Genomic DNA, 23586 nt, shown 5'->3' on the forward strand with positions numbered 1-23586 from the left:
GCGGCGCCTCAATCCAGGCCGAGCTTGCCGCGCAGGGTCGAGAGGTCCTCGGCCAGCACGGTGATCGGGGCCTTGAGCGCGTTGCGGTCGCGATCGCTCAGGTGGTCGTAGGGGGCAAAGCCGCCATCCTCGGTCCGGTACTTCGCCAGCAGCGACTCGACCCGCGAAAAATTCTTCTCGGTGCGGGCGACGAGGTCGGGGTCGCGCGGCGCCACCAGGGGACGCAGGAGGTCGAAGATCTTGCGCGAGCCCTCGACGTTGGCGTGGAAGTCCCACAGGTCGGTGCGGCTGTAACGGTCCTCCTCGCCGGAGATCTTGGTCGCGGCGACCTCCTCGATCAGGCCGGCGGCGCCGCCGGCCATCCGGGCCGGGGGGATCGTCAGGTCGGCGATGCGGCGCTTGAGTTCGGTGGCGTCGGCGAGCAGCCGGTCGGCATGGGGCGCCAGCCCGTCCGTGCTGTTGTCGGCCCACAACCCCTTCTCGATGCGGTGGAAGCCGATGAAGCCGGGATCGGCCTCCTTCTTCTCGAAGTCGTCGGCCCGCACGTCCATGCTCTTGTCGAGGTCGTTGAACAGGGACGCCACCGGCTCGATCCGCTCGTAGTGGCGGCGCGCCTGCGGGTAGAGGGCCTTGGCCTTGGCGATCTTCCCGGCCTTCACCGCCGCCACGAAGGCGGCGGTCTGCGCCTGGAACGCATCGACCTCGGTCATCACGTAGAGCTTGTAGGCAGCGAGCGGGCCGACGAGGGCCATCGGATCGGGGGCGCCCGGGGCGGCGGCGGCGGCCGCCGTCACCGTGAGGGAGCCCCTCGGGTTGCTGAGGAGCCCGCAGGTCATCGCGTAGGTGCCGGGCTGGAGCGTCGCCGAGAGCGACTGCACGAAGCCCGGGATGATGTTCTCCCGCTCCTCGACGATCATCGTGCCCTGGAGGATCTCCCATTCCAGGACGCGCCGGCTCTTGTTGCTGATCTTGAACACCGACTTGCCCGCCGGGACCGTGAGGGCGGCGGGCTCGCAGCCCTTGTCGGTCACCGTGACGGCGACGGGCTCGGGGGCCTGCGCCAGGGCGGGACCGGCGGAGAGGAGGAGGATGGCGAGGGCGGCCGGCCGGCGGGCGGTCATCGGGGATGTCCTTCAGGCAATCAGGCGTGGCGGGCTTGCGCGGCGGGCGCCGGCCGGGCGCTCGCCAGGAAGGCCCAGAGGGCCGGGATCAGGAAGCCGAGATAGAGGATCACCTCGCCCCAGGCCGGCGCCTCCTGGTAGCCGAAGATGCCGGTGAGCAGGGTGCCCAGCACCGTGTCGGCGGGCAGGACGTGACCGAGATCGAAGGCGGTGGCCTGGAGGTGGTTCCACAGCCCGGCCTCGTGGAAGGCCTTGAGCGCGCTGGCGAGCAACCCCGCGGTCACGAACAGGATGAACACGCCGGTCCAGCGGAAGAAGCGCCGCAGGTCGAGGCGGACCGCGCCCTTGGCAAGCGCGATCCCGATCGCGAGCGAGGCGAGGAGGCCGAGGCCAGCGCCGACGGGCACGCCCCAGCCGACATCCTGCTGCACCGTGGCGAGGAGGAAGAACACCGATTCGAGCCCCTCGCGGCCGACCGCCAGGAAGGCCATGACGGCGAGCCCGAAGCCGCCCCGCGCCCTGCCGCCGCGGGAGAGAGCCTCGTCGACGGCGCCGTGCAGCTCGGCCCGCACCGAGCGGGCCGCCTTGCGCATCCAGAACACCATGGTGCACAGCATCCCGGCGGCGAGGAGCGCGATCACGCCCTCGGCCAGTTCCTGCTGCTTCTGCGGAAACTCGGCGCCGATCGCCTGCAATCCGAGGCCGAGGGCCAGGCAGAGGCACGCCGCCAGGACGACGCCGCCCCACACCGCCGGCATCCAGGCCCGCCGCCCGGTCTGGGCGAGGTATCCCGCGATGATGCCGACGATCAGGGCCGCCTCGATCCCCTCGCGCAGCATGATCAGGAACGCAATCAGCACGGGCGTCTTTCCGTCAACGATACGAATGGGAGCGGCTTTTAATCGAAAGCCTGCGGAACTCAAGACGACGGCGCGCCGCGCTTTTACTTTATAATAACTTGAACCTGGCGCGCGATGTACGGAACCGTGACGGACGTCGCCCGCGATCCCGCCCCCAGGGTCCGCGGAGGCGATCCTTCTCAGATTCGCCGCTTTCTCCGCTTAAGCCCCGACGCTGCCGGCCGACGCGGCCGGCCTCGTTAACCGTGTGGATGCCGGCGCGGCGCATGATCGGACAGGCCCTGGCCGTCCGGCCCTTCGTCCGGACGGCGACCGCCAGCCCTGCGAGCGTGCCTTTCCGCCGATGATCCGCCTCGACAACGTCACCAAGATCTACAAGACGGACGGATACCGCCGCGTCATCCTCGACCAGGCGTCGCTGACGCTGAAGCCGGGCGTGAGCTACGGCATCCTCGGGATCAACGGCGCCGGCAAGTCGACGACGCTGCGCCTGCTCGCCGGCTGCGAGCTGCCGACCCGGGGCCGGGTGATCCGCACCACCCGGATCTCCTGGCCGCTCGGCTTCGCCGGCGGCTTCCACCCGTTCATGACCGGTCGCGAGAACGTGATCTTCGTCGCGCGCATCCACGGCGAGGATCCGCGCCGGGTACTCGCCTTCGTCGAGGATTTCGCCGAGCTCGGCGACTACATGAATGTGCCGATCCGCAACTACTCGTCCGGCATGGGCGCGCGGCTGGCCTTCGGGATGAGCATGGCGATCCCGTTCGACTGCTACATCGTCGACGAGATCACCGGCGTCGGCGATGCCCGCTTCGCCAAGCGCTGCGAGGAAGTATGGAGCCAGCGGCGGGCGAACGCCGATATCATCATGTGCTCGCACTCGATGGACACGATCCGCGACTATGCCCAGCAGGGGATCGTGCTGGCGAACGGCCGTGCCGTGATCTATCCCGACGTCAACGACGCGATCGAGGTCTATCAGCGCCTCAACCAGTGAGCGCCGCCGCCCCGCTCCATGCCCTCCCTGCCGGCCGGCGCGCCCCGCGCCCCGGCCCCGACCGCAGCCGGAACACCTGTCCATGACGATCGACGCCCGCAACCCGGAAGGCAAGGCGCTCAGCCCCGCCGACCGCTCCCGGATGATCGGCGAGGCCCTGCGGCAGGCGGCCCGGGTGTCGCGCTTCTCGAACCCGAACAAGACCACGATCCGCACGATCCGGGCGCATCGGCGCCGGGACATCGTGACCCCGCTCCTGTGCCTGTTCCTGTTCGTGATCCCGTCGCTCGGCAGCGCGGTGTTCTTCGGCCTCTACCTGTCGGACCGCTACGTGACCGATGCCCGCTTCGCCCTGCGGCCGGCGATCGGCGGCGCCGAGAAGGCGACGCCCGACTCGGTCGGGACCACGTCGAGCATTCCGGCCCAGATGATCGCCCAGGACTCGATGATCGTCGGCGAGTACATCAAGAGCCGCACGATGGTGGAGACGCTGGAGCGCAGCCTGCCGCTGCGCCGGATGTTCTCCCGCGACGACATCGACCAGTATTCCCGCTTCGATCCCGCGAAGCCGATCGAGAAGCTGGTTAAATACTGGGCCGACCGGGTCAAGGTCAGTGTCGAGTCCTCCGGCCTGATCGAGGTGTCGGTCAACGCCTTCGACCCGGACGATTCCCTGACGCTGAACAAGGCCGTGCTCGCCGAGAGCGAGCGGCTGGTGAACCAGCTCACCGAGCGGGCCCGAACCGACGCCCTGGCGGAGAGCGAGCGCGAGATGAAGCGCGCCGAGGCGCGGCTGATGAAGGTCCAGCTCGCGGTGCGCGACCTGCGCAACCGCGACGGCGTGCTCGACGCCCAGAAATCCAACGACACCAACCTGAAGATGGTCGCCGAGATCCGGACGCAACGGATCAACCTCGCGGTCAAGCTCAGCCTGCTCCAGCGCGATCTGCGCGACGACAGCCGCAGCGTCCAGGACCTCAAGGCACAGATCGCCCAGCTCGACGACACCATCGCGCGCATCGAGCGCGAGGCGGCCAACCAGGATCCGGAGCAGCGCCGGGTGCTCTCGGCGACGCTGACCAAGTTCGAGGAGCTCGACGCCGAGCGCAAGAACGCCGAGAAGTACTACGCGGCGACGATCGCCGCGCGGGAGCGCTCACGGATGATCGCCGACCGGCAGATCGAGTTCTTCAGCATGATCGTCGAGCCGGTGCGGGCCGAATCGGCGCAGGAGCCGCGGCGGACGCTGTTCATCGCGATCTCGGTCGCCGTCTCGGCCCTGGCCTTCGGCCTCTCGCTCCTCGCCCGCAAGGCGCTCGCCTGACCAAGACCCCCGCCTGACCGGCCCGCCCGACGGGCTCTCCTCCTGAACCCCGCCCCGCAAGGTCGGCGGGGCACGGACCGACCATGCACTCCCCCGCGCCGTCCGGCTGGACGCTCTTCCGCAACCGCGACTTCCGGCTCTTCGGCGGGGCCCGCTTCCTCACCGGTCTGGCCTATCAGATGCAGGCGGTGGCGGTGGGCTGGTTCGTCTACGATCTCACCCGCAGCGCCCTGGCGCTGGGCTTCGTCGGGCTGGCGAGCTTCGCACCGGCGATGCTGGGCGCCCTGGTCACCGGCCACGTCGCCGACACCTACGACCGACGCCGGGTGGCGGCTCTGGCTTACGGGCTGCTGGCGCTCGCCGGGCTCGGCCTGATGGCGCTCGCCCTCTCCCGTACGGCGCCGGCCTGGCCGGTCTACGCCCTAATGATCCTCGTCGGCACCGCCCGGGCCTTCGCCAACCCGGCGAGCCAGGCCCTCCTGCCGACCCTGGTGCCGCGCGAGCAGTTCGGCAGCGCCATCGCGCTCAATTCCTCGCTGTGGCAGAGCGCGTCGGTCACCGGCCCGGCCTTCGGCGGCCTGCTCTACGCGCTCGGACCGGCCGTCGTGTTCGGCCTCGCCGCCGCCTGCTTCGCGCTCGCCGCCGCCAGCATCATCGGCATCCGGCCGCGGCCGGCCGCCGTCGCCACCCGGCCCGCCGTGACCTGGTCGACGCTGCTCGCCGGCCTCACCTATATCCGCTCGCAGCCGGTGGTGTTGGGGGCCATCACCCTCGACCTCGTGGCGGTGCTGCTCGGAGGTGCCACCGCACTCCTGCCGATCTTCGCCCAGGAGGTGCTGTTCGTCGGCCCCCTCGGCCTCGGGCTCCTGCGCAGCATGCCGGCGCTCGGCTCGGTCCTGATGGCGATCCTCCTCGCCCATCAGCCGCTGACCCGCGGCGTCGGCCCGCGGCTCCTCGTCGCCGTCGGGGTATTCGGTCTCGCGACGATCGGCTTCGGCCTCTCGACCTCGCTGCCGCTGTCGATGGTCTGCCTGTTCGTCACGGGGGCGGCCGACATGGTCAGCGTCTACGTGCGCCAGAGCCTGGTCCAGGGCGAGACGCCGGACGCGATGCGCGGCCGGGTCGCGGCGGTCAACACCGTGTTCATCGGCGCCTCGAACGAACTCGGCGAGTTCGAATCCGGCACGCTGGCCGCCTTCATCGGGGCGGTGCCGGCGGTGGTGGCGGGTGGGGTCGCGACGGTCGCGGTGGCGGCCTTGTGGGGACGGCTGTTTCCGGCCCTGAGGGAGCGCGACCGCCTCATCACCTGATGGGTCGTGGGTCACCCACTCCCGGCCGAACTCAGCGACAGGACCCGCCCCGACCGCTCCCGCATCGGCGTGCCGTCCCGCCGGCAATCGGCCACCGCGGCGCGGGCGGCATCCACCGCCAGGATCAGCGCGCTCATCGTGCGGACATCGGTGTCGTGCGCCCGGGCATGGCGCACCACGTCGATGACGAGGCCGTCGATCTCGACCGCCAGAGCCTCCAGGGCGGCGGGATCCTGCGTGCCTCGCGCCTCGATCAGGATGGCGAGCAGCCGGTCGAGGACGGCGTCGATGCGGGCGCGCTGCTCGCGGGCGAGGCGCTGGCCGAGCCAGGCCACCGCCGAGCCGAGGCCGCCGCCGAAGAACGCCACGAGGTACACCCAGTCCTCGTAGCGCTGCAGGAACGTCTGCTGCTCGCGCTCGTAATAGTCGACCGCGCCGGGATGGATCGGCAGGCGGGCGCTCGTCGCCTCGGCGGCGCTGTCGAAATCCGGCGCCTTCATCAGGTTGGCGGTCGGTACCATCGCGGCAAGCCGCGAGCGCAGCTCGAACAGGTGCTGGGTCACGCTCGCGGCGGTATCGCGGCTCAAGGACGCGCGAGCCATCAGCCGGTAGGAGGCGCCGACCGTCTTCACCTCGTCGTCCGGGCGCTTCGGACGGCCCCCGAAGGTGCCGGCCGCGATCGTGACCGTCTGCAGCTCGGGCAGCCGCTGGACGATGGCCTCGCCGTCGGGGATCGCCACGATGGTCGCGCCGCGGCCCGGCGAGGCCGCCTCCACCGCCTGCACCACCCGGGCGGCGGATTTGGCGGAGGGTGCGGCGATCACCGCGGCGGCGTCGATCCGGTGATCGGCCAGAGCCGCCGCGACCTCGCCGGCCCGCAGGGGGACGAGGGCGACGCTGCCGGCGGCGGCGGGCAAGGCGCCGCCGGGATCGGCCGGGGCCGGCGCGGCGCCGGCGGGGGCCGGTGTCAGGGCGTAATAGGCGAGCAGGCTCGCGACCAGGGGCTGGTCGGCCCCGTGATGGGCGACGAGGCCGAGGCGCTTGCCGGCCAGATCCGAAAAGGCCTGGATGCCGGAATCGGGGGGTGCGGCGATGATCAGGGCTTCGTCGTGCAGCACCGCCAGCGTCAGGCCGTTCTCGGGCAGGCGCACGTCGGGGCGCACCACCGCGAGGTCGGCGCGGCCGGTCTGAAGCGCCGCGGCGCTGTCGCGCACGTCGTCGTAAGGCACGATTTCGAGGCGTATATCCTCGCGGGCGCGGGCGAGCGCGTCGGCATAGGCCTGGATCAGATGGGTCTCGACCCGGTCGCGGGGCCCGACCGCGACCCGCAGGGTCGTCGGCCGCGACAGGTACAGGACCGCGCCGGCCACCGCGCCCAGGGCGAGGGCGATCAGAAGGAAGAAGGATTCACGCTTGTGCAGAAACGCCGGCATCACCCCTCGCACGGGCCCGGGGCGGACGCCTCCGCCGGGACGGAGGCGATCCGGGACGGCGCCGATGAACCCGGCCGCGATGGCGCTTTGAGGGCGGCGCGGCCGATCACCCCCGCCTACCTGGAGCGGGCCGCGCTCTACTACCTCGAACGCTACGGCGCCTCGGCCGAGATGTTGCGCCGTGTGCTCCGGCGCCGGGTCGAGACCCGCTGCCGCCTGCGCGGCGAGGCGCCCGACGATTTTTCGGAGATGATCGAGGCGGTGGTCGCCCGGGCGCTGGGCGCCGGCCTCGTCGACGACGCGGCGTTCGCGGCCGCCAAGGTGCGCTCCTTGCGCCGCCGCGGCGGCTCGGCCCGGGCGATCGGCGCCAAGCTCGCCGCCAAGGGGGTCGACCGCGAGACGGTCGGCGCGGTGCTGGCCGAGCAGGAGGACGGCAGCGAGGACGAGGCCGCCCTCGCCTATGCGAAGCGCCGCCGCCTCGGACCCTTTCGCCCGCCGGCCGCCCGGACCGCTGCCCGGGAGCGCGACCTCGCCGCGATGGCACGGGCCGGGTTCGCCCTCGCCCTCGCCCGCCGGGTCATCGACGCGGAAACCGAGGACGACCTGCGTGGGGGGTGACCTGCGTGACGGACGACCTGCGTGACGGATGACCTGCGTGACGGATGACCTGACGGCGCCGTGACCTACCTGTGGCGTGAGCGCGACGGGACGAACCCGCGCGACGTCACGGGAGACGAGGCCATGAACCGCAAGGCGAACGCCGTTTGGCAGGGCAACGGCAAGGAGGGCAAGGGCCAGCTCACGACCCAGTCGGGCGTGCTGTCGAACAACCCCTACGGCTTCAATACCCGCTTCGAGACCGAGCCGGGCACCAACCCCGAGGAACTGATCGCGGCGGCGCATGCCGGCTGCTTCACGATGGCACTGGCCTTCCAGCTCCAGGGCGCCGGCTTCACCGCCGACGAATTGCGCACGGAAGCCGTGGTGAGCCTGGAGAAGGACGGCGACGGCTTCACCATCACGGCGTCGGCCCTGACCCTGACGGCGAAGATCCCGGGCATCGATCAGCAAAAGTTCGACGAGCTCGCCGGCATCGCCGAGAAGAACTGCCCGGTCTCCAAGGTGCTGAACGCCAAGATCAGCCTGAAGGCGACGCTGCAGGGCTGAGCGGACGAGGCGCTTCGCGCTCACCCCGGGGCCGCGAGGCGGAACCCGGGGTGACGCGTGAGACGGTCGGGGTCGGAGGCCGGAAGGCCTCCGCCTCACAGCATGCTGGGCAGGATCCGGTCCGGCGGCCGGTGGCCGTCGAGGAAGGTCTTGATGTTGATGATGACCTTCTCGCCCATGTCGACCCGGCTCTCGTGGGTGGCCGAGCCCATATGCGGCAGCAGCACCACCTTGCCGGCCTTCGCCAGCTTGACGAGGCGCGGGCTCACCGCCGGCTCCTGCTCGAACACGTCGAGGCCGGCGCCCGCGATGTCGCCGACCTCGATCAGGCGGGCGAGCGCGGTCTCGTCGATCACCTCGCCGCGGGCGGTGTTGACCACCACGGCCTCGGGCTTCAGCAGCTTGAGGCGCCGGGCCGAGAGCAGGTGATAGGTGGCCGGCGTGTGCGGGCAGTTGACCGATACGATGTCGACCCGCGCCAGCATCTGGTCGAGGGATTCCCAGTAGGTCGCCTCGAGGTCGCTCTCGATCCGGGCGCCGACCCGGCGGCGGTTGTGGTAGTGGATCGACAGACCGAAGGCCTTGGCGCGGCGCGCCAGCGCCTGGCCGATGCGGCCCATGCCGACGATGCCGAGGCGCTTGCCGGTGATGCGCCGGCCCAGCATCCAGGTCGGCGACCAGCCGCCCGACCAGGCATCGTCCGGAATGATCCGGGCGCCCTCGGTGACCCGGCGCGCCACCGACAGGATCAGCGCCATGGTCATGTCGGCGGTGTCCTCGGTCAGCACGCCCGGCGTGTTCGTGACCGTGATGCCGCGCTGGAGCGCGACGCCGACGTCGATATGGTCGACGCCGTTGCCGAAATTGGCGATCAGGCGCAGGTTCGGCCCGGCCTGGGCGAGCACCGAGGCGTCGATCTCGTCCGTGACGGTCGGCACGAGGACGTCGGCCTCCTGCAGGGCGTGGGCCAGGGCGGCGCCTGACAGCGGCGTGTCCTCGTGGTTGAGGCGCGCGTCGAACAATTCGCGCATCCGCGTCTCCACGACGTCCGGCAGGCGCCGGGTGACCACCACGAGCGGCTTGCGCTTCAACGACATGATCCCTCCCTCGCCCCCGGGCAGGCCCCCGGCCCGTCCGTGCGGCCCCGACACGCGTAACAGGCGTCCGCATCGCACGATAGGCGACGCGGCGGCCCGGCGAAAAGCCCCGCCTTGGTGCGGGCCACAGGGGTCGTTACGCCCCGTTAACCACGTCCCGGCGATACGGGCGGATACGCAACCCCTCGATCCCGGGGCCCGCCGCCCGGCGGCCTCTCTAGCAGAGGCCAACCGGAAGACAATCCGCGCCGCGGCCCTGGCGCCGCCGGATGGGAGACCGATCGTGACGCTCCACCCGCGCCTTCTCGCCCTGGCGATTCCCGCCTTCCTGCTGCTGGCGGTGCCCGCCCTCGCCGCGCCGCCGAGCCCCGCCGCCAACCCCGCCCCCGGCGAGATCGGCGTCACCATCGGGCCGGCGACCAAGCTGCCGATCCCGCGCTACGTCAGCCTGAAGACCGACCGGGTGAACCTGCGCGAGGGACCGTCGAAGGACCACCGCACCCTGTGGGTCTTCCAGCGCGCCGGCCTGCCGGTCGAGATCATCGCCGAATACGAGACCTGGCGCCGCATCCGCGATTCGGAGGGCACGGAGGGCTGGGTGCTGCACTCGCTGCTGTCGGGCCGGCGCACCGCCGTGGTGCTCAACCGCGGCGACAAGGACAAGGGCGCGCCCGTGCCGCTCTACGACCGGGCCGATATGGGAAGCGGCGTGGTGGCCCAGCTCCAGGCCGGGGTGATCGGCAGCGTGAAGACCTGCGACGGCACCTGGTGCCGGCTCATCGTGGCGCTGCCGCAGAAGCGCGGCGACGTCGACGGCTACATGCGCCAGGACCGGCTCTGGGGGGTCTATCCGAACGAGAAGGTGGAGTGAGGGGGCATCCCTCTCCCCACGGCAGAAGGGCCGCGCTCCTGGCGGAGACACGGCCCTTCCTTCGTTCGCAATCGGCTGTGGACAGGCGCGGCGGATCAGGCGCGACCGGTGCGGCGGCGCAGGCGCACGATTACCTCGACGCCGGCGATCTCCATGCCCTCGGGGGCCTGGGGCAGCGAATCGACGGTGATGCCGCAATCCGGCATGTCGAGAACCTGGCCCTCTTCCTCGAGGAAGAAGTGGTGGTGCTCGCTCGGGTTGGTGTCGAAATACGCTTTGGAGCCGTCGAGCGCGAGCTGGCGCAGCAGGCCGGCCTCGGTGAACTGGTGCAGGGTGTTGTAGACCGTCGCCAGCGACACCGGGACCTTCGCCCGCATCGCCTCGTCGTACAGCATCTCGGCGGTGAGGTGCCGGTCGCCCTTGCCGAACAGCAGCCAGCCGAGGGACAGGCGCTGGCGGGTCGGCCGCAGGCCGGCACGGCGCAAACGGTCCCGCAGCTCCGACAGCGGGCAGCCGCGGCGCTGCCCGGCAGCGCCGGTCTCGAGGGCCGGGACGCGGGCGCCGAGGACGGCGCGCAGGGGCGACAGGTCGTTCATCAGCGGGACTATCGACTCGTTGGACGGCAGCAAGGATACCCGCCGTTATAAGCCCCCGTCTGCCCTGCCGCAACCCGACCACGGCCGTAGCGGCGCAGATCAGAAGTGTTACAGACTAGGCCGGTGGCCCCGCTTTGAACAGTCCCCGACGCTGTGTTAACGAAGCGCCACCCTGCCGCGGCCCGGCTCATCGCCGGGATCTCCGCGACGTCCCGCACGAGGAATTCGCCCCCGACATGTCCGTCGACCAGACCTCCGCCGCCGACGCCCCGAGCCGGCCCTCGCACTTCTCCTACGAGGATCTGCTGGCCTGCGGCCGCGGCGAGATGTTCGGCGTCGGCAACGCCCAGCTGCCGCTGCCGCCGATGCTGATGTTCGATCGCATCACCTCGATCGGCCGCGAGGGCGGCGCCTACGGCAAGGGCCACGTCGTCGCCGAGCTCGACGTGCGGCCCGACCTCTGGTTCTTCCCCTGCCACTTCCAGGGCGACCCGGTGATGCCGGGCTGCCTCGGCCTCGACGCGCTGTGGCAGATGGTCGGCTTCCATCTCGGCTGGCTCGGCTCGCCGGGCCGCGGCCGCGCGCTCGGCGTCGGCGAGGTGAAGTTCAGCGATCAGGTGCTGCCGACCGTCAAGAAGGTCGTCTACGGCGTCGACCTGAAGCGGGTGCGCCAGGGCCGCCTGGTGCTCGGCATCGCCGACGGCTGGCTCGAGGCCGACGGCCGGCGGATCTACGAGGCGAGCGACCTGCGCGTCGGCCTGTTCCAGGCGGCGACGCCCGCGGCCTGACGCGCGTCCCGGCCCGCGAGCGCGGGTCGGCCCCGCCCATCGGTGCGGGCACCTGGCGTGGATGCGGATGCGGATACGCCGTGCCCGCCGGGAGCCTTTCCCCGCGATGGGCAGTTGAGATTGGGTGACGCTGCGCCTAGGTGACACCCGCGTGGCGAGAGCGCCCGCTTGCGTCCACGGGCTTGTCCGCGGCGCCGCTCCGGAGGGTTCCGACGATCATGAGGCGTGTGGCAATCACCGGGATGGGCATCGTCTCGTCCATCGGCAATTCCACCCAGGAGGTCCTGGCCTCGCTGCGCGAGGCGCGCTCGGGCATCTCCCGCGCCGAGGACTTCGCGACCCACGGCTTCCGCAGCCAGGTCGCGGGGGCGCCGACCCTCGACGCCGAGGAGGTGGTGGACCGGCGCGCGATGCGCTTCCACGGCGGCGGCACCGCCTGGAACCACGTCGCGATGGAGCAGGCGATCCGCGATGCCGGCCTCGAGCAGGCCGAGGTGTCGCACGAGCGTACCGGCATCATCATGGGTTCCGGCGGTCCCTCGACCCGCGCGCTCGTCGAGGCCGCCGACATCGCCCGCGCCAAGGGGCCGAAGCGCGTCGGGCCCTTCGCGGTGCCCAAGGCGATGTCCTCGACCGCCTCGGCGACGCTCGCGACCTGGTTCAAGATCCGGGGCGTGAACTATTCGATCTCGTCGGCCTGCGCGACCTCGAACCACTGCATCGGCAACGCCGCCGAGATCATCCAGGCCGGGCGCCAGGACATCATCTTCGCGGGCGGCTGCGAAGAGCTGGACTGGACCCTCTCGGTCCTGTTCGACGCCATGGGGGCGATGTCCTCCAAGTACAACGACACTCCGGCCCGGGCCTCGCGCGCCTACGACAAGAACCGTGACGGCTTCGTCATCGCGGGCGGTGCCGGCGTGCTGGTGCTGGAGGAACTCGAGCACGCCCGTGCCCGCGGCGCGCGGATCTACGGCGAGGTCGCGGGCTATGGCGCGACGTCCGACGGCCACGACATGGTAGCCCCGTCCGGCGAGGGCGCGGTGCGCTGCATGCGCCAGGCGATCGAGGGCCTGAAGGGCGCCAGGATCGACTACATCAACCCGCACGCCACCTCGACCCCCGTCGGCGACGACAAGGAGATCGAGGCGATCCGCGAGGTGTTCGGCGCCGGCGACACCTGCCCGCCGATCGCCGCCACCAAGTCGCTGACCGGCCACTCCCTCGGCGCCACCGGCGTGCAGGAGGCGATCTACTCGCTCCTGATGATGAATAACGGCTTCATCTGCGAGAGCGCCCATATCGACGAGCTGGACCCGGCCTTCGCCGACATGCCGATCCTGCGCGCCCGCAAGGACGACGCCCAGCTCGGCCACGTGCTGAGCAACTCGTTCGGCTTCGGCGGCACCAACGCCACGCTGGTGCTCAAGCACGTCGACGCCTGATCCGCGGCGCGGCGTGGACAGGAGCCGGCTCGGCGCGTAAAGGCCCGCTTCACCGACACGAGAGCCTCGCCCGGTCGCGTCGCGATCGGGCGAGGCTCTCTTTTTTGAGTTAGTCGCCTTGTCTCTCGACGGACCGGTATCGCCGTCGTCGGACAAGGCTCGAGCGGAGGATCGGGCGTGACGGGTTTGATGGCAGGCAGACGCGGTCTCGTGATGGGCGTCGCGAACGACCACTCCATCGCCTGGGGCATCGCCCGGGCCCTGGCGGCTGAAGGAGCCGAACTGGCCTTCACCTACCAGGGCGAGGCTCTCGGCCGCCGGGTCGGGCCGCTGGCCCAGACCCTCGGCTCCTCCCTGGTCCTCCCCTGCGACGTCGAGGATCTGGCGAGCGTCGACGCGGTCTTCGCCTCCCTCGACGAGGCCTGGCCCGAGGGCTTCGACTTCGTCGTCCACGCCATCGGCTTCTCCGACAAGGGGCAGCTCAAGGGCCGCTACGTCGACGCCACCACGCGCGAGAACTTTTCCCGCACGATGGTGATCTCCTGCTTCTCGTTCACGGAAGTGGCGCAGCGGGCGGCCAAGCGCATGCGGCCGGGCGGTTCCCTGCTCACGCTGACCTATGGCGGCTCCACCCGCGTGATGCCGAACTACAACGTGATGGGGCTGGCCAAGGCGGCGCTCGAAGCCTCGGTGCGCTACCTCGCGGCCGATCTCGGCCCCCAGGGCCTCCGGGTCAACGCCCTCTCGGCCGGCCCGGTGCGGACGCTGGCGGGCGCGGGCATCGCCGACGCCCGGCTGATGTTCAACCACCAGGCCGCCCACGCCCCCCTGCGCCGCACCGCGACGCTGGAGGATATCGGCGGCTCGGGCCTCTACCTGCTCTCCCCGCTCTCGGGCAGCGTCACCGGCGAGACCCACTTCGTCGATTCGGGCTACAACATCATCTCGATGCCGCGGCCGGACGTGCTGAAGGCCCAGGACGCGGCGGGCGTGACCGACGCGTGAGGGGTCGGGGCAGGGTCCCGACACGTCGAGACGGGGCCCGTTCGGTGGTGTGAGCTTCGAACGGGCACCAAGTATCAGAGCCCGTTCGACTGATCGGCATGCTTCATCCCACCGGCAACTTATCCTGAGGTGTTGGTCGATCGAAGATCGGCACGTTGGGCGATCTTTCCTCGACCCCTTCCGCCGTTCTGGATTTCGGGTTCCGCTGTCGCGGCCCCGGAATGACGCGGAGAGGTTGGACTCCATTGTCGCCGATCGAACAGGATCTCGAGATCCGTTCATCCAGACCAGCAACCCGCACGAACCAACATCATACCGGTTCCCGCGTCCAACGGGATCCGGCGTGATGTCGTGGCGTTACGCCGGCAGCACCACCACCTTCGTCTTCACCGGCGTCTGGTTGTACAGGTGGATCATGTCCTGGCTCAGCAGGCCGACGCAGCCGCTGGTGATGCCGGAGCCGATCGTGTCCGGCTCGCTGCTGGCGTAGATCGTGTAGAGCGTGTAGGCGCCGTTCTGGTACAGGTGCAGGGTACGGGCGCCCAGCGGGTTCTCGAGGCCGCCCGGCATGCCGCGGGCCCATTTCGCCGCCTCGGGCTGGCGCTTGATCATCTCGCGGGGCGGGGTCCAGGTCGCCCACTCGCTCTTGCGGCCGACATACGCGTCGCCGCTCCAGCGGAACCCGTCGCGGCCGACATTGGCGCCGTAGCGGGTCGCCAGGCCCCCCTCCTCGATCCGGTAGACGTAGTAGTTCTTCGGGTCGACGACGATCGTGCCCGGCGCTTCCTTGGAGGCGTACTGCACCGTGCGGCGGTAGTATTTGGGATCGAGCTTGCTGATGTCGGTCGCCGGGATCGGAAACTTTTCCGTCGGGACCGGCCCGTAGAGCGCCGAGGCCTCGGCGAGGCTCATGCCGTCGGTGGTGGCGCAACCGGCGAGCCCGAGCGCGCCGAGGCTGGCGGCCGAGCCGGCCAGGAAAGCGCGGCGGTCGAGGAGCCCGGCGCGGGGCGTCGGCGCCATGGCGGCGCCGTTCTGTCCAGTGGCGAAGGTCATTGGTCTGGCCGTCCCGTCTTCCGGCCGCCCGCCGGGAGAAGGATCGGCATCCCCCGCCGCATGGTCGGCCCGGGGCGGAACCTGCCGGCCCACGGTCGCGCTGGCAAGATCGGCCCGTCCGGGCGCGACGCTTTTCCGGGTCGCCGCGTTGACGGCGACACAGCCAGGAGACCGAGGGCATGATGCGCGGCCACCCCGAACCCGATCCGGCGGGTCCCGGCCAGGAGAGCGTGTGGGACTATCCCCGTCCACCCCGTCTGGAGCCGGTGCCCGAGCGGCTGCGGGTGGTGTTCGACGGGATCACCCTCGCCGACACGGTGCGGGGCTGGCGCGTGCTCGAGACCTCCCACCCGCCGAGCTATTACCTGCCGCCCGACGACATCCTGCCCGGCGCGCTCGCGCCGGCCGGCGGCGGGTCGTTGTGCGAGTGGAAGGGCCGTGCCCTCTACTACGACGTGGTGGGGCCGGGACGGCGGGCGGAGCGGGCGGCCTGGGCCTATCCGCGGCCGACCGGCGCCTTCGCGCCGCTCGCCGGCCACGTCGCCTTCTATGCCGGGGCGATGGAGGCGTGCTTCGTCGGCGACGAGCGCGTGACACCGCAGCCGGGCGGCTTCTACGGCGGCTGGATCACCCGCAAGGTCGTCGGCCCGTTCAAGGGCGAGCCCGGCACGATGGGGTGGTGAGGCCGGGCGGCGGCAAGCCGTGACGGAGGGGGCGAAAAACCCCGCCCCTCACGCCGCCTGGTCGGCCGGGCGCTCCTCGACGAGGGTCACGACATCCTCCCAGCGCGACAGGAAGGCGGTCACGCAGGCCGGGTCGAAATGGGCGCCGGACTGTTCCTCGAGGAAGCGGCGCGCCCGCTCCAACGGCCAGCCCGGCTTGTAGACCCGGGCCGAGATTAGGGCATCGAACACGTCGGCCACCGCCGTGATGCGGCCGGCGAGCGGGATCTCGGTGCCCTTGAGGCCCTGCGGGTAGCCGCCGCCGTCCCAGCGCTCGTGATGGGTGAGCGCGATCTCGGCGGCCAGCCGCAGCAGGGGCGACGGGCTGTCGTGCAGCATCCGGTAGCCGCGCAGGGCGTGCTGCATCATCTCGGTCCGCTCCGCGTCGGTGAGCGGGCCGGGTTTTCGCAGGATGCTGTCGGCGACGCCGATCTTGCCGATGTCGTGCATGGTCGAGGCGAGCGCGATGTCGTTGCCCTCCTCCTCCGACAGGCCGAGCCCGTCGGTGATGGCGAGCACGCAGCCGGCGACCCGGGTGAGATGGCCGCCGGCCTGGTCGTCGCGGTACTCCGCCGCCAGCATCAGCCGGCGGATGATCTCGCGCTCGCGCTCCTGGCTCTCGGCCACCGCCCGCTCGACCTCCTGCGCCAGGGCCCGGGTCCGGCCCTCGGCCGCGCCCTGCGCCCGGGCGAGCGCGATCAGGTTGCGGCCGCGCAGGGCGAGGTCGGACGGGTCGAGGGGCGCGAGCACCACGTCGGTGGCGCCGGCCGCGAGCGCTTGGTCGCGGGTCTCCGCCGGATCGCCGGCGGCGACGAGCAGGATCGAGGCGTGGGCGAGGCGGGGGCGAAGGCGCAGGGTCCGGACGAGGCCGACCGGATCGAGGCCGGGGCCGGCCTCGATCAGCACGAGGTCGGCCGGGTGGCGGTCGAGGGCCACCAGCGCGGCGGCGGGGTCGGCGAAGGCGAGGGTCGGGTAGTCGGACGCGAACAACCGGGCCAGCCCGCCGGGATCGGGCCGGGCCGTGACGATCACCACGACGGGATCGGCTGCATTGGTCATGGTCCCCGGGTATCCCTTCGCACCGGATGATGGCTCAAGCTACCGCGGCTTGATAAACCGTTCTTTAAGCCTGGGAAGCTTCGCGCCGACAGGCGCCTTTTTTCGGCCGTCGAGCAAAAGCCTGATCCTGCACCACTTCCGGCCCTCCATACCGAAGACGGAGCAAGACTACCTAGATGGTGAAGTCCGGTCCGGCCCGGGGTCCCGGGAGCCGGGCGGCTTCGGCGCGACCGCACAGGTCTTCCACGGTCACGGCGTCGAGCGTCGCAAGGTACGCGCCGGACGCTTCCGCCACCAGGGGCGCCACCACGAGGCCGAAGACCGCCTGGAACGCCTCCGGATCGGGGGCGGCCTCCGGGCCGAGCACCGCGCGGGCGATATCGCCCGCGCTGATGCGGCGGCGCTCGCGGGCGAGTTCGTAGCCCCCATGCGGCCCGCGCAGGCCCTTGAGCAGGCCGTGATGCACCAGCGCCTGGAGGACCGCCTCGAGGTGGCGCGGCGGCAGGGCGTGGCGCGCCGCCAGGGCCTTCGCGCTCACCGGCTGCGGCCGGGCGTGGAGCGCGATGTCGACCATGGCGGCGAGCGCCAGGACGAGGCGGGGCGGGGCGAGTGCGTCCACGCGCGCCCTCAGCCGCGCCCGGTGGAGCCGAAGCCGCCGCCGCCGCGGGCGCCGGTCTCCGTCGCCACCTCGGGAAACGCCTCGACCACCCGCAGGGACGGCCGCACCACGCGGGTGAAGACGAGCTGCGCGATGCGCTCGCCCGGCCGCACGACGATCGGGGCGGAATCCGGCGGGTTGCGGTTCCAGGCCGAGATCATCAGCGGGCCCTCGTAATCGGCATCGATCACCCCGACGGTGTTGCCGAGCACCAGCCCGTCCCGATGCCCGAGGCCGGAGCGCGGATACACCATCGCGCACCAGGCGGGATCGCGGATCGCCAGGGCGAAGCCCGCCGGGATCAGGACCGCCGGGGCCTGCGGGGCGATCACGGTCTCCCCGTCGAGGCAGGCGTGGAGGTCGAGCCCGGCCGCCAGCGTCGAGCCCCAGCGCGGGAAGCCCCAGCCGGTGAGCCGCGGATCGAGGAGCCGGATCGCGACGTCGAGGCCGCCCGAGGGGACGGTCGTGCGGTCGGTCATGCGGTCGATCCTGCGGTCAGTCATGCCTTGCCGCCGGCGCGGGCCGCCACCGCGTCGGCGAGGGCGACGAGGCGGCGGGCCTCGTCGCCCTCGCGCCGGAGCACCGTGCGGCCGAGATGGGCGATGCCCGCCTGGCCCCGCGCTTCGGGACCGTCGAAGGCGGCCACCAGGGCACGGGCGGCGGCCACCGCATCCGGGTCGGGGGCGAAGGCCGCTTCGGCCCGCCGCGCCCCGGCCGCCGAGGCCACCACCGCGCCGTCGAAGCCGAGGCCGCGGGCGCGGCCGACATCGAGACGGTCGGCGGGATCGAGCAGGATGTCGAGGTCGTGGGCGCGGGCGGCGGCGAGCGCCGTCGCGAGCCAGGCCAGCAGCGGCCCGGCCTCCGGGGCGCCGGGCGGGAGCCGTCCCTCGCGGGCGAGCGCGCCGGCATCGACGACGAGGCAGGCGAGGCGCGCGTCGACGTCGCGCACCGCGCTCGCCACGGCCTCCGCCGAGAGGATGCCCAGCGGCGTGTCGAGGCAGGCCCAGACCCGCACCCGCTCCGGCGCATGCAGGCGGCGCAGGCGGCTGCCGAAGCCGGCAAGGTCCTCCGGCTCCTCGACGCGCGGCACCAGCACCGCATCGGGGCCAGCCTCGGCCACGGCGGCGAGGTCGCCCTCGCCCCAGGGCGTATCGAGGCCGTTGATCCGGACCACCACCTCGGCGGCGGCGAACCCGCCCTCGCGCAGGCCGGACGCGATCAGGGCGCGGCCCGCCTCCCGGTCGGCGGGAGCGAGCGAATCGGCGAGGTCGAGGATCAGGGCATCGACGGGCTCGGACCGCGCGGTCGCCAGGGCGGTCGCGGTCGCCGGCACCAGGAGGGCGGAGCGGCGGGGGCGGAGTTCGGTCATCGGTCGCGTGACTCCCCGATTTGGCGGCGCATCTATGCCCCGGGGAAGGCCGGGATGCCATAGGGCAGGCGCCGGTCGGGGTCGTGCGGCCCTCGTGCCGCTCGCCCTCCGGCCTCGAACCGTCAGTCTCGCGCCGCCAGCCAGTCGCGCGTCAGGCGGGCATCCTCGCCCGCCTCGTCCAGGTCGTGGCCGACGGGGAGGACCCGTGCCGTGACGCGGGCACCCGCCTGCCGGAGCCGCTCGGCGAGGATGGGGGTGTCGGAGGGGTGGCGTCGCGCGTCCGACGCACCGCCCAGCAGCAGGACGGGATAGCCGTCGAGTGACGGGAACGGCTCTCGCGGGCGCGGGGAGAGCGGGCGGAGAAGAACGGCACCCGAGGACAGCGCAGGCGCGTCCAGTATGGCCGCCGCCGCCATGACGGCGCCGTTGGAGAAGCCGACGAGGAGCGGGGGCCGGCCTTCACTCGCGGCGAGGCGGCGCAGGAGGTCGCAGAACTCATCGCATCGAGCCGCGAGGTCGGCGTGATCGAGGCTGCGGTCGGGATTGCGCCGGAAGAAGGCGTGGCCGCCCTCCCACGGAACCCGCCCGCGCACGAAGAGGCAGGCGCGCCCGCCCGCGACGCGCTGCCCGAAGCCGGTCAGCGAGCGCTCGGACCCGCCGCTCCCGTGGAGCAGCACGAGGGGAGCGCGACCATCCGCGGCGGCGCCCGATCGCACGACGTGGAACCCTGCCGTCTCCGCCATGCGCCCTCCCGGCTCGCCAGCGGTCCTCACCCCAGCCGCGAGGCGAGCGTGCGGGCGAAGGAATCGATATGGGCCGTCATCGCCGCCGCCGCCGCATCGGGATCGCGCCGGCGCAGGGCCGCGAGAATCACGGCATGCTCCTCGGCCACCTCGGCCTGGTGGTGGCCGGTGGCGAGCGAGAGAGCCCAGAACCGCACCGAGCGCCCGTGCAGCCCGGCCAGCACCTCGGCCAGCACCCGGTTGCCGGAGGCCTCGGCGATCACCGCGTGGAAGAGGCGATCCGATTCGAGGATCGCGTCGAGATCCGTCGGCGATGCGGCCAGCACCGCCTCCAGCCGCTCCAGGGCCTCGGCGCCGATCCGCGCGGCGGCGAGCGCGGCGCAGGGCGGCTCGGTCAGGCGGCGCACCTCGATCAGGTGGGCGAACTCGTCCATCGAGAGCGGCTGCACCAGGACACCCTTGCGGGGCAGGATCCGCACCAGCCCCTCGTGCATCAGCCGGTGCAGCGCCTGGTTCACCGGCGTGCGACCGAGGCCGAGCTCCGCGCAGAGACCGGATTCGTTCAGCGCGTCGCCGGGCTTCAGCCGCAGCGCGACGATGTCGTCCTTCAGCCGCCGATAGGCCTGCTCGTTCTGCGACAAGGTTGGGCACGAACCTGCCCGCTTTTCCACCACCGCCACCGCTCCGCTCGATCGCCGTCCCCATAGCACGGCCTGGACCCGGCTTGCTGCCGCTTGTGAAATATCACAGGCATGGTAGTTGCAGAACCACACGCCGAGCGGCCGGAACCGGACCGCGGGAGAAGAGCGATGCCGAGGGTGGACGACGTGACCGCGCACGAATTGCAAGCGGGAGAGCTGGACGAGGGCTATCGCCGGGCGACGCTCCGGCTGATCCCGTTCCTGGTGTTCCTGTTCATCCTGGCCTGGATCGACCGGGTGAACGTGGGCTTTGCCAAGCTCCAGATGCTCTCCGACCTCAAGTTCAGCGAGGCGGTCTACGGCTTCGGCGCCGGCATCTTCTTCATCGGCTACTTCCTGTTTGAGGTGCCGAGCAACCTGCTGCTGGAGCGCATCGGCGCCCGCAAGACGCTGGCGCGCATCACCATCCTGTGGGGGCTCGCCTCGATGAGTCTCGCCTTCGTGCAATCGGAATGGGCCTTCTACGCCATCCGCTTCCTGCTCGGGGTGTTCGAGGCCGGGTTCTTCCCCGGCGTGGTGCTCTATCTCACCTACTGGTTCCCGAGCGCGAAGCGCTCGCGCATCAACGGCCTGTTCATGACCTCCTTCGCCATCGCGGGCGTGATCGGCGGGCCGCTGGCGGGCCTGATCATGGGCACGATGGGCGGCGTCGCCGGGATGGCGAACTGGCAGTGGCTGTTCATCCTGGAGGGCATCCCGTCGCTGATCGCGGGCGCGGCGGTGCTGGCCTTCCTGCCCGACCGGCCGAAGGACGCGCGGTGGCTCTCGCCGAAGGTGGCCGCCGCCATGACGGCGGTGGTCGCGGCGGAAGGGCGCGCCGCCGGCAAGGAGGCGAGCTTCAAGGCCGCGCTGCGCGACGGCCGGGTCTGGCTCTGCGCGCTGATCTACTTCTGCATCGTCAGCGGCAATGCCACGATCGCGTTCTGGACGCCCTCGATCATCAAGGAGATCGGCGTGCAGGGCTCGATCGCGATCGGCTTCCTCGCCGCCGTGCCGTTCATCGCCGGCACCGTCGCGATGGTGTGGACCGGTGCGCATTCCGACCGCACCGGCGAGCGCCGGCTGCACTGCGCCATCGCCAGCCTGATCGCCGCCGCGGGGCTCGCCGCCACCGGGGCGCTCATCGGCCACGCGGTGCTGGCCCTCCTCGCGCTCACCGTCGCGGCGATCGGCATCCTGGCCGCCTTCCCGGTCTTCTGGTCGCTGCCGCAGACGTTCCTCGCCGGCACCGCGGCGGCGGGCGCCATCGCGGCGATCAACTCGATCGGCAACCTCGCGGGCTTCGTCGCCCCCTACGTGGTCGGCCTGTCGAACACGCTGACCGGCACGTCGAGCAACGGGCTCTACGTCGTTGCCGGGTTCGAGCTGCTGGCCGGGCTCCTGGTGCTGGGCTTCGCCCGCTGGCGCGAGGGCGCATCCGCCGATCTGGCACCGGCGGAGTGAGACGGTTTCGGGTTGATCTGGTCGAAGGACAGTAAAGCGCTCGTCCCCTCTCCCGTGTGGGAGAGGGGTCGGGGGTGAGGGTGATACGCTTCAGTGTAAAGCGCTGGGCGTGGTTCTGGTAGCGTGACGCCCTGAGTTTTACTCGGCACCGTGTCACCCTCGCGCGATCTTCGATCGCCCCTACCCCTCTCCCACACCTTGCAGCGATACCGGGCAAGGATCTCTGGCAAGCCCGGCATCGCCTGGAGAGGGGATCCCGCGCTTTACTGATTTTCGAATAGATCAGGCCTTCATTGCATCAAAGGATTCCCACACTATGCTGACCTTCCATCGCGAGGCCGCCGGCCGCCGGGACACGATCGCGCTTTCCCCCGAGGCGCTGGTGATCGCCGGCTGGGCCGGCCGGGACGAGGCGGCGATCCGCCACCACATCGACGAGCTCGCGGCGATCGGCGTGCCGCCGCCCTCCTCGGTCCCGGTCTATTACCGCGCCGCCGCCGCGACGCTGACGCAAGGCGCCCGCCTCGAGGTGCTGGGTCCCGATTCCTCGGGCGAGGCCGAGCCGGTGATCGTCTCCCTCGCCGACGGGCTGTGGCTCGGGCTCGGCTCCGACCACACCGACCGCAAGGCCGAGACGGTCGGCATCGCGCTCTCCAAGCAGATGTGCGGCAAGCCGGTCGGCACCGGCCTGTGGCACCTCGACGAGGTCGAGGATCACTGGGACGACCTGATCCTGCGCTCCTACGCCGTCATCGACGGCGAGCGGGTTCTGTATCAGGAAGGCCGGCTGACGGCCTTGCGCACGCCCGCCGACCTGATGGCGCGTCGCCCCGGCGGGCCGGAATTGCCCCCCGGCACGGTGATGTTCGGCGGGACCCTCGGGGCGATCGGCGGCATCCGGCCGGCTGATCGGTTCGAGATGGAGCTGGAGGATCCGGTGATGACGCGCACGCTCGCCCACGCCTACGACATCGCCGTCCTGCCCGTCGTGGCCTGATGGCCGCCACCGCGCTCGCCGGGATCGGGGACGCCGCCTTCTGGGCGGCGCTCCTCGCCAAGATGCTGGCGAGCGCCGGGATCGTGGTCCTCGCCTCGCTGGCGGTCGAGCGGACCGGACCCCTCGTCGGGGCGATGATCGCGACGCTGCCGGTCTCGGCCGGGCCGGCCTACCTCTTCCTCGCCCTCGACCACGACGCGGCGTTCCTGCGCGACAGCGCGGTGGCGAGCCTGCCCGCCATCGCCGCCACCGCCCTGTTCATCGCCGCCTACGCCGCCCTGGCCCGCCGGCACGGCGTCGCCCTCGCACTCGCGGCGGCGCTCGCGGTCTGGCTCGTCTCGGCGCTCGTCCTGACCCGTCTCGGCCTCGGCCTGGCGGGTGGGGGAGCCGCAGCCGTGCTGGTGATCCTCGCCTGCATCGGCCCCTGTCGGAGCCTTCGCGTCACCGGCCCCCTGCCGCCGCGCCGGGGACGGCGGCGGGATATCCTGATCCGGGCCGGCATCGTCATGAGCGTCGTCGTCGCGGTGGTGCTGGCCGGGCGGCTCGCCGGCCCGGGGGCCGCCGGCATCCTGGCCTTCGCCCCGGTGGTGATGGTGAGCCTGGCGGTGATCCTGCATCCGCGCCTCGGCGGGGCGGCGACCGCGACGGTGCTGATCCTGAGCCTGCCGGGGCTCCTCGGCTTCGTGGCGGCCCTGCTCGCCCTCGCCCTCACGGTCGAACGGCTGGGGCCCGCCCTTGCCCTGTCGCTCGCCCTTCTGATCAACGTCGGCTGGAACGGCGGAATTCTGCTCGCCGGCCGCCCACGCCCCCGTGCCTGACCCGGAGAC

At 71.8% G+C, this 23586-nt stretch carries 25 protein-coding genes; 13 read left to right on the forward strand and 12 right to left on the reverse strand.

Features of this window, described 5'->3' with window-relative positions; genetic code table 11:
• Positions 1–8 precede the first annotated feature (8 nt).
• A complete protein-coding gene (gene efeO / locus miv_RS16150; protein WP_207177810.1) occupies positions 9–1121 on the reverse strand; it encodes an iron uptake system protein EfeO in 1113 nt (370 codons plus the stop codon).
• A 20-nt stretch (positions 1122–1141) separates the two neighbouring features.
• Complete coding sequence (gene efeU, locus miv_RS16155; RefSeq protein WP_048430702.1) at positions 1142–1981, reverse strand: iron uptake transporter permease EfeU; 840 nt, start codon at positions 1979–1981, stop codon at positions 1142–1144.
• Between the two features lie 343 nt (positions 1982–2324).
• Between efeU and miv_RS16160 the strand changes: the two genes are divergently transcribed.
• The 3 genes from miv_RS16160 (at position 2325) to miv_RS16170 (ending at position 5612) form a co-directional block, all read left to right on the forward strand.
• Positions 2325–2978: an ABC transporter ATP-binding protein gene (locus miv_RS16160; RefSeq protein WP_048430703.1), complete on the forward strand. Its 654-nt coding sequence runs from the start codon at positions 2325–2327 to the stop codon at positions 2976–2978.
• 82 nt (positions 2979–3060) lie between these two features.
• Positions 3061–4302, forward strand: a complete 1242-nt coding sequence (locus miv_RS16165; protein ID WP_207177811.1) for a KpsE/RkpR family capsule polysaccharide export protein — start codon at positions 3061–3063, stop codon at positions 4300–4302.
• An 83-nt stretch (positions 4303–4385) separates the two neighbouring features.
• Entirely contained in the window at positions 4386–5612 is a 1227-nt protein-coding gene (locus tag miv_RS16170; protein ID WP_207177812.1) for an MFS transporter, read from the forward strand.
• Between the two features lie 11 nt (positions 5613–5623).
• Here the strand turns inward: miv_RS16170 and miv_RS16175 are convergent, their stop codons facing one another.
• A complete protein-coding gene (locus miv_RS16175) occupies positions 5624–7045 on the reverse strand; it encodes a TAXI family TRAP transporter solute-binding subunit (RefSeq protein WP_048430706.1) in 1422 nt (473 codons plus the stop codon).
• Positions 7046–7093: 48 nt separating this feature from the next.
• Here miv_RS16175 and miv_RS16180 point away from each other — a divergent pair, with 48 nt between their 5' ends.
• A complete protein-coding gene (locus miv_RS16180) occupies positions 7094–7663 on the forward strand; it encodes a regulatory protein RecX (protein ID WP_425312986.1) in 570 nt (189 codons plus the stop codon).
• A 123-nt stretch (positions 7664–7786) separates the two neighbouring features.
• Entirely contained in the window at positions 7787–8212 is a 426-nt protein-coding gene (locus miv_RS16185; RefSeq protein ID WP_048430707.1) for an OsmC family protein, read from the forward strand.
• A 95-nt stretch (positions 8213–8307) separates the two neighbouring features.
• Here miv_RS16185 and miv_RS16190 read toward each other — a convergent pair whose 3' ends face one another.
• Positions 8308–9312: a 2-hydroxyacid dehydrogenase gene (locus miv_RS16190; protein ID WP_048430718.1), complete on the reverse strand. Its 1005-nt coding sequence runs from the start codon at positions 9310–9312 to the stop codon at positions 8308–8310.
• Positions 9313–9565: 253 nt separating this feature from the next.
• Between miv_RS16190 and miv_RS16195 the strand changes: the two genes are divergently transcribed.
• On the forward strand, positions 9566–10180 hold the full coding sequence (locus tag miv_RS16195; RefSeq protein ID WP_048430719.1) for an SH3 domain-containing protein: 615 nt from the start codon (positions 9566–9568) through the stop codon (positions 10178–10180).
• Between the two features lie 95 nt (positions 10181–10275).
• Here miv_RS16195 and irrA read toward each other — a convergent pair whose 3' ends face one another.
• Positions 10276–10776: an iron response transcriptional regulator IrrA gene (gene irrA, locus miv_RS16200; RefSeq protein ID WP_048430708.1), complete on the reverse strand. Its 501-nt coding sequence runs from the start codon at positions 10774–10776 to the stop codon at positions 10276–10278.
• 236 nt (positions 10777–11012) lie between these two features.
• On the opposite strand from irrA, the gene fabA reads away from it, so the two are divergent.
• The 3 genes from fabA (at position 11013) to fabI (ending at position 14014) form a co-directional block, all read left to right on the forward strand.
• Positions 11013–11564 carry a 3-hydroxyacyl-[acyl-carrier-protein] dehydratase FabA gene (fabA, locus tag miv_RS16205; RefSeq protein ID WP_048430709.1) on the forward strand — a complete coding sequence of 184 codons (552 nt, stop codon included), beginning with the start codon at positions 11013–11015 and terminating at the stop codon, positions 11562–11564.
• A 218-nt stretch (positions 11565–11782) separates the two neighbouring features.
• The gene (gene fabB / locus miv_RS16210) at positions 11783–13009 is read left to right on the forward strand and encodes a beta-ketoacyl-ACP synthase I (RefSeq protein ID WP_048430710.1); all 1227 of its coding nucleotides are present in this window, start codon (positions 11783–11785) and stop codon (positions 13007–13009) included.
• Between the two features lie 177 nt (positions 13010–13186).
• Positions 13187–14014, forward strand: a complete 828-nt coding sequence (gene fabI / locus miv_RS16215; protein WP_280529449.1) for an enoyl-ACP reductase FabI — start codon at positions 13187–13189, stop codon at positions 14012–14014.
• Between the two features lie 357 nt (positions 14015–14371).
• Here fabI and miv_RS16220 read toward each other — a convergent pair whose 3' ends face one another.
• A complete protein-coding gene (locus miv_RS16220) occupies positions 14372–15067 on the reverse strand; it encodes a L,D-transpeptidase (RefSeq protein WP_207177814.1) in 696 nt (231 codons plus the stop codon).
• Between the two features lie 182 nt (positions 15068–15249).
• Here miv_RS16220 and miv_RS16225 point away from each other — a divergent pair, with 182 nt between their 5' ends.
• On the forward strand, positions 15250–15750 hold the full coding sequence (locus miv_RS16225) for a DUF427 domain-containing protein (RefSeq protein ID WP_058617563.1): 501 nt from the start codon (positions 15250–15252) through the stop codon (positions 15748–15750).
• 48 nt (positions 15751–15798) lie between these two features.
• Here miv_RS16225 and miv_RS16230 read toward each other — a convergent pair whose 3' ends face one another.
• The 6 genes from miv_RS16230 to miv_RS16255 all read right to left on the reverse strand — a co-directional run bounded on the left by miv_RS16230 (position 15799) and on the right by miv_RS16255 (position 20259).
• Positions 15799–16848, reverse strand: coding sequence for an HD-GYP domain-containing protein (locus miv_RS16230; protein ID WP_048430713.1), 1050 nt, complete (start codon positions 16846–16848; stop codon positions 15799–15801).
• Positions 16849–17020: 172 nt separating this feature from the next.
• Positions 17021–17422: an RrF2 family transcriptional regulator gene (locus miv_RS16235; protein ID WP_048430721.1), complete on the reverse strand. Its 402-nt coding sequence runs from the start codon at positions 17420–17422 to the stop codon at positions 17021–17023.
• A gap of 53 nt (positions 17423–17475) precedes the next feature.
• On the reverse strand, positions 17476–17985 hold the full coding sequence (dut, locus tag miv_RS16240) for a dUTP diphosphatase (RefSeq protein WP_207177815.1): 510 nt from the start codon (positions 17983–17985) through the stop codon (positions 17476–17478).
• A 20-nt stretch (positions 17986–18005) separates the two neighbouring features.
• Positions 18006–18875, reverse strand: a complete 870-nt coding sequence (locus tag miv_RS16245; protein WP_058620800.1) for an aldolase/citrate lyase family protein — start codon at positions 18873–18875, stop codon at positions 18006–18008.
• A gap of 122 nt (positions 18876–18997) precedes the next feature.
• Positions 18998–19618: an alpha/beta hydrolase gene (locus miv_RS16250; RefSeq protein ID WP_207177816.1), complete on the reverse strand. Its 621-nt coding sequence runs from the start codon at positions 19616–19618 to the stop codon at positions 18998–19000.
• 26 nt (positions 19619–19644) lie between these two features.
• Positions 19645–20259 (reverse strand): GntR family transcriptional regulator, encoded by a 615-nt coding sequence (locus miv_RS16255; RefSeq protein ID WP_244748547.1) that lies wholly within the window; start codon positions 20257–20259, stop codon positions 19645–19647.
• 168 nt (positions 20260–20427) lie between these two features.
• On the opposite strand from miv_RS16255, the gene miv_RS16260 reads away from it, so the two are divergent.
• The 3 genes from miv_RS16260 to miv_RS16270 all read left to right on the forward strand — a co-directional run bounded on the left by miv_RS16260 (position 20428) and on the right by miv_RS16270 (position 23577).
• On the forward strand, positions 20428–21762 hold the full coding sequence (locus miv_RS16260; RefSeq protein ID WP_207177818.1) for an MFS transporter: 1335 nt from the start codon (positions 20428–20430) through the stop codon (positions 21760–21762).
• A 316-nt stretch (positions 21763–22078) separates the two neighbouring features.
• A complete protein-coding gene (locus tag miv_RS16265) occupies positions 22079–22759 on the forward strand; it encodes a DUF2848 domain-containing protein (RefSeq protein ID WP_207177819.1) in 681 nt (226 codons plus the stop codon).
• Entirely contained in the window at positions 22759–23577 is an 819-nt protein-coding gene (locus miv_RS16270; protein ID WP_207177820.1) for a hypothetical protein, read from the forward strand. The genes miv_RS16265 and miv_RS16270 overlap by 1 nt, the downstream gene beginning before the upstream one ends.
• Positions 23578–23586 lie beyond the last annotated feature (9 nt).

The organism is Methylobacterium indicum (genome assembly GCF_017347565.1).
GTDB lineage: Bacteria > Pseudomonadota > Alphaproteobacteria > Rhizobiales > Beijerinckiaceae > Methylobacterium > Methylobacterium indicum.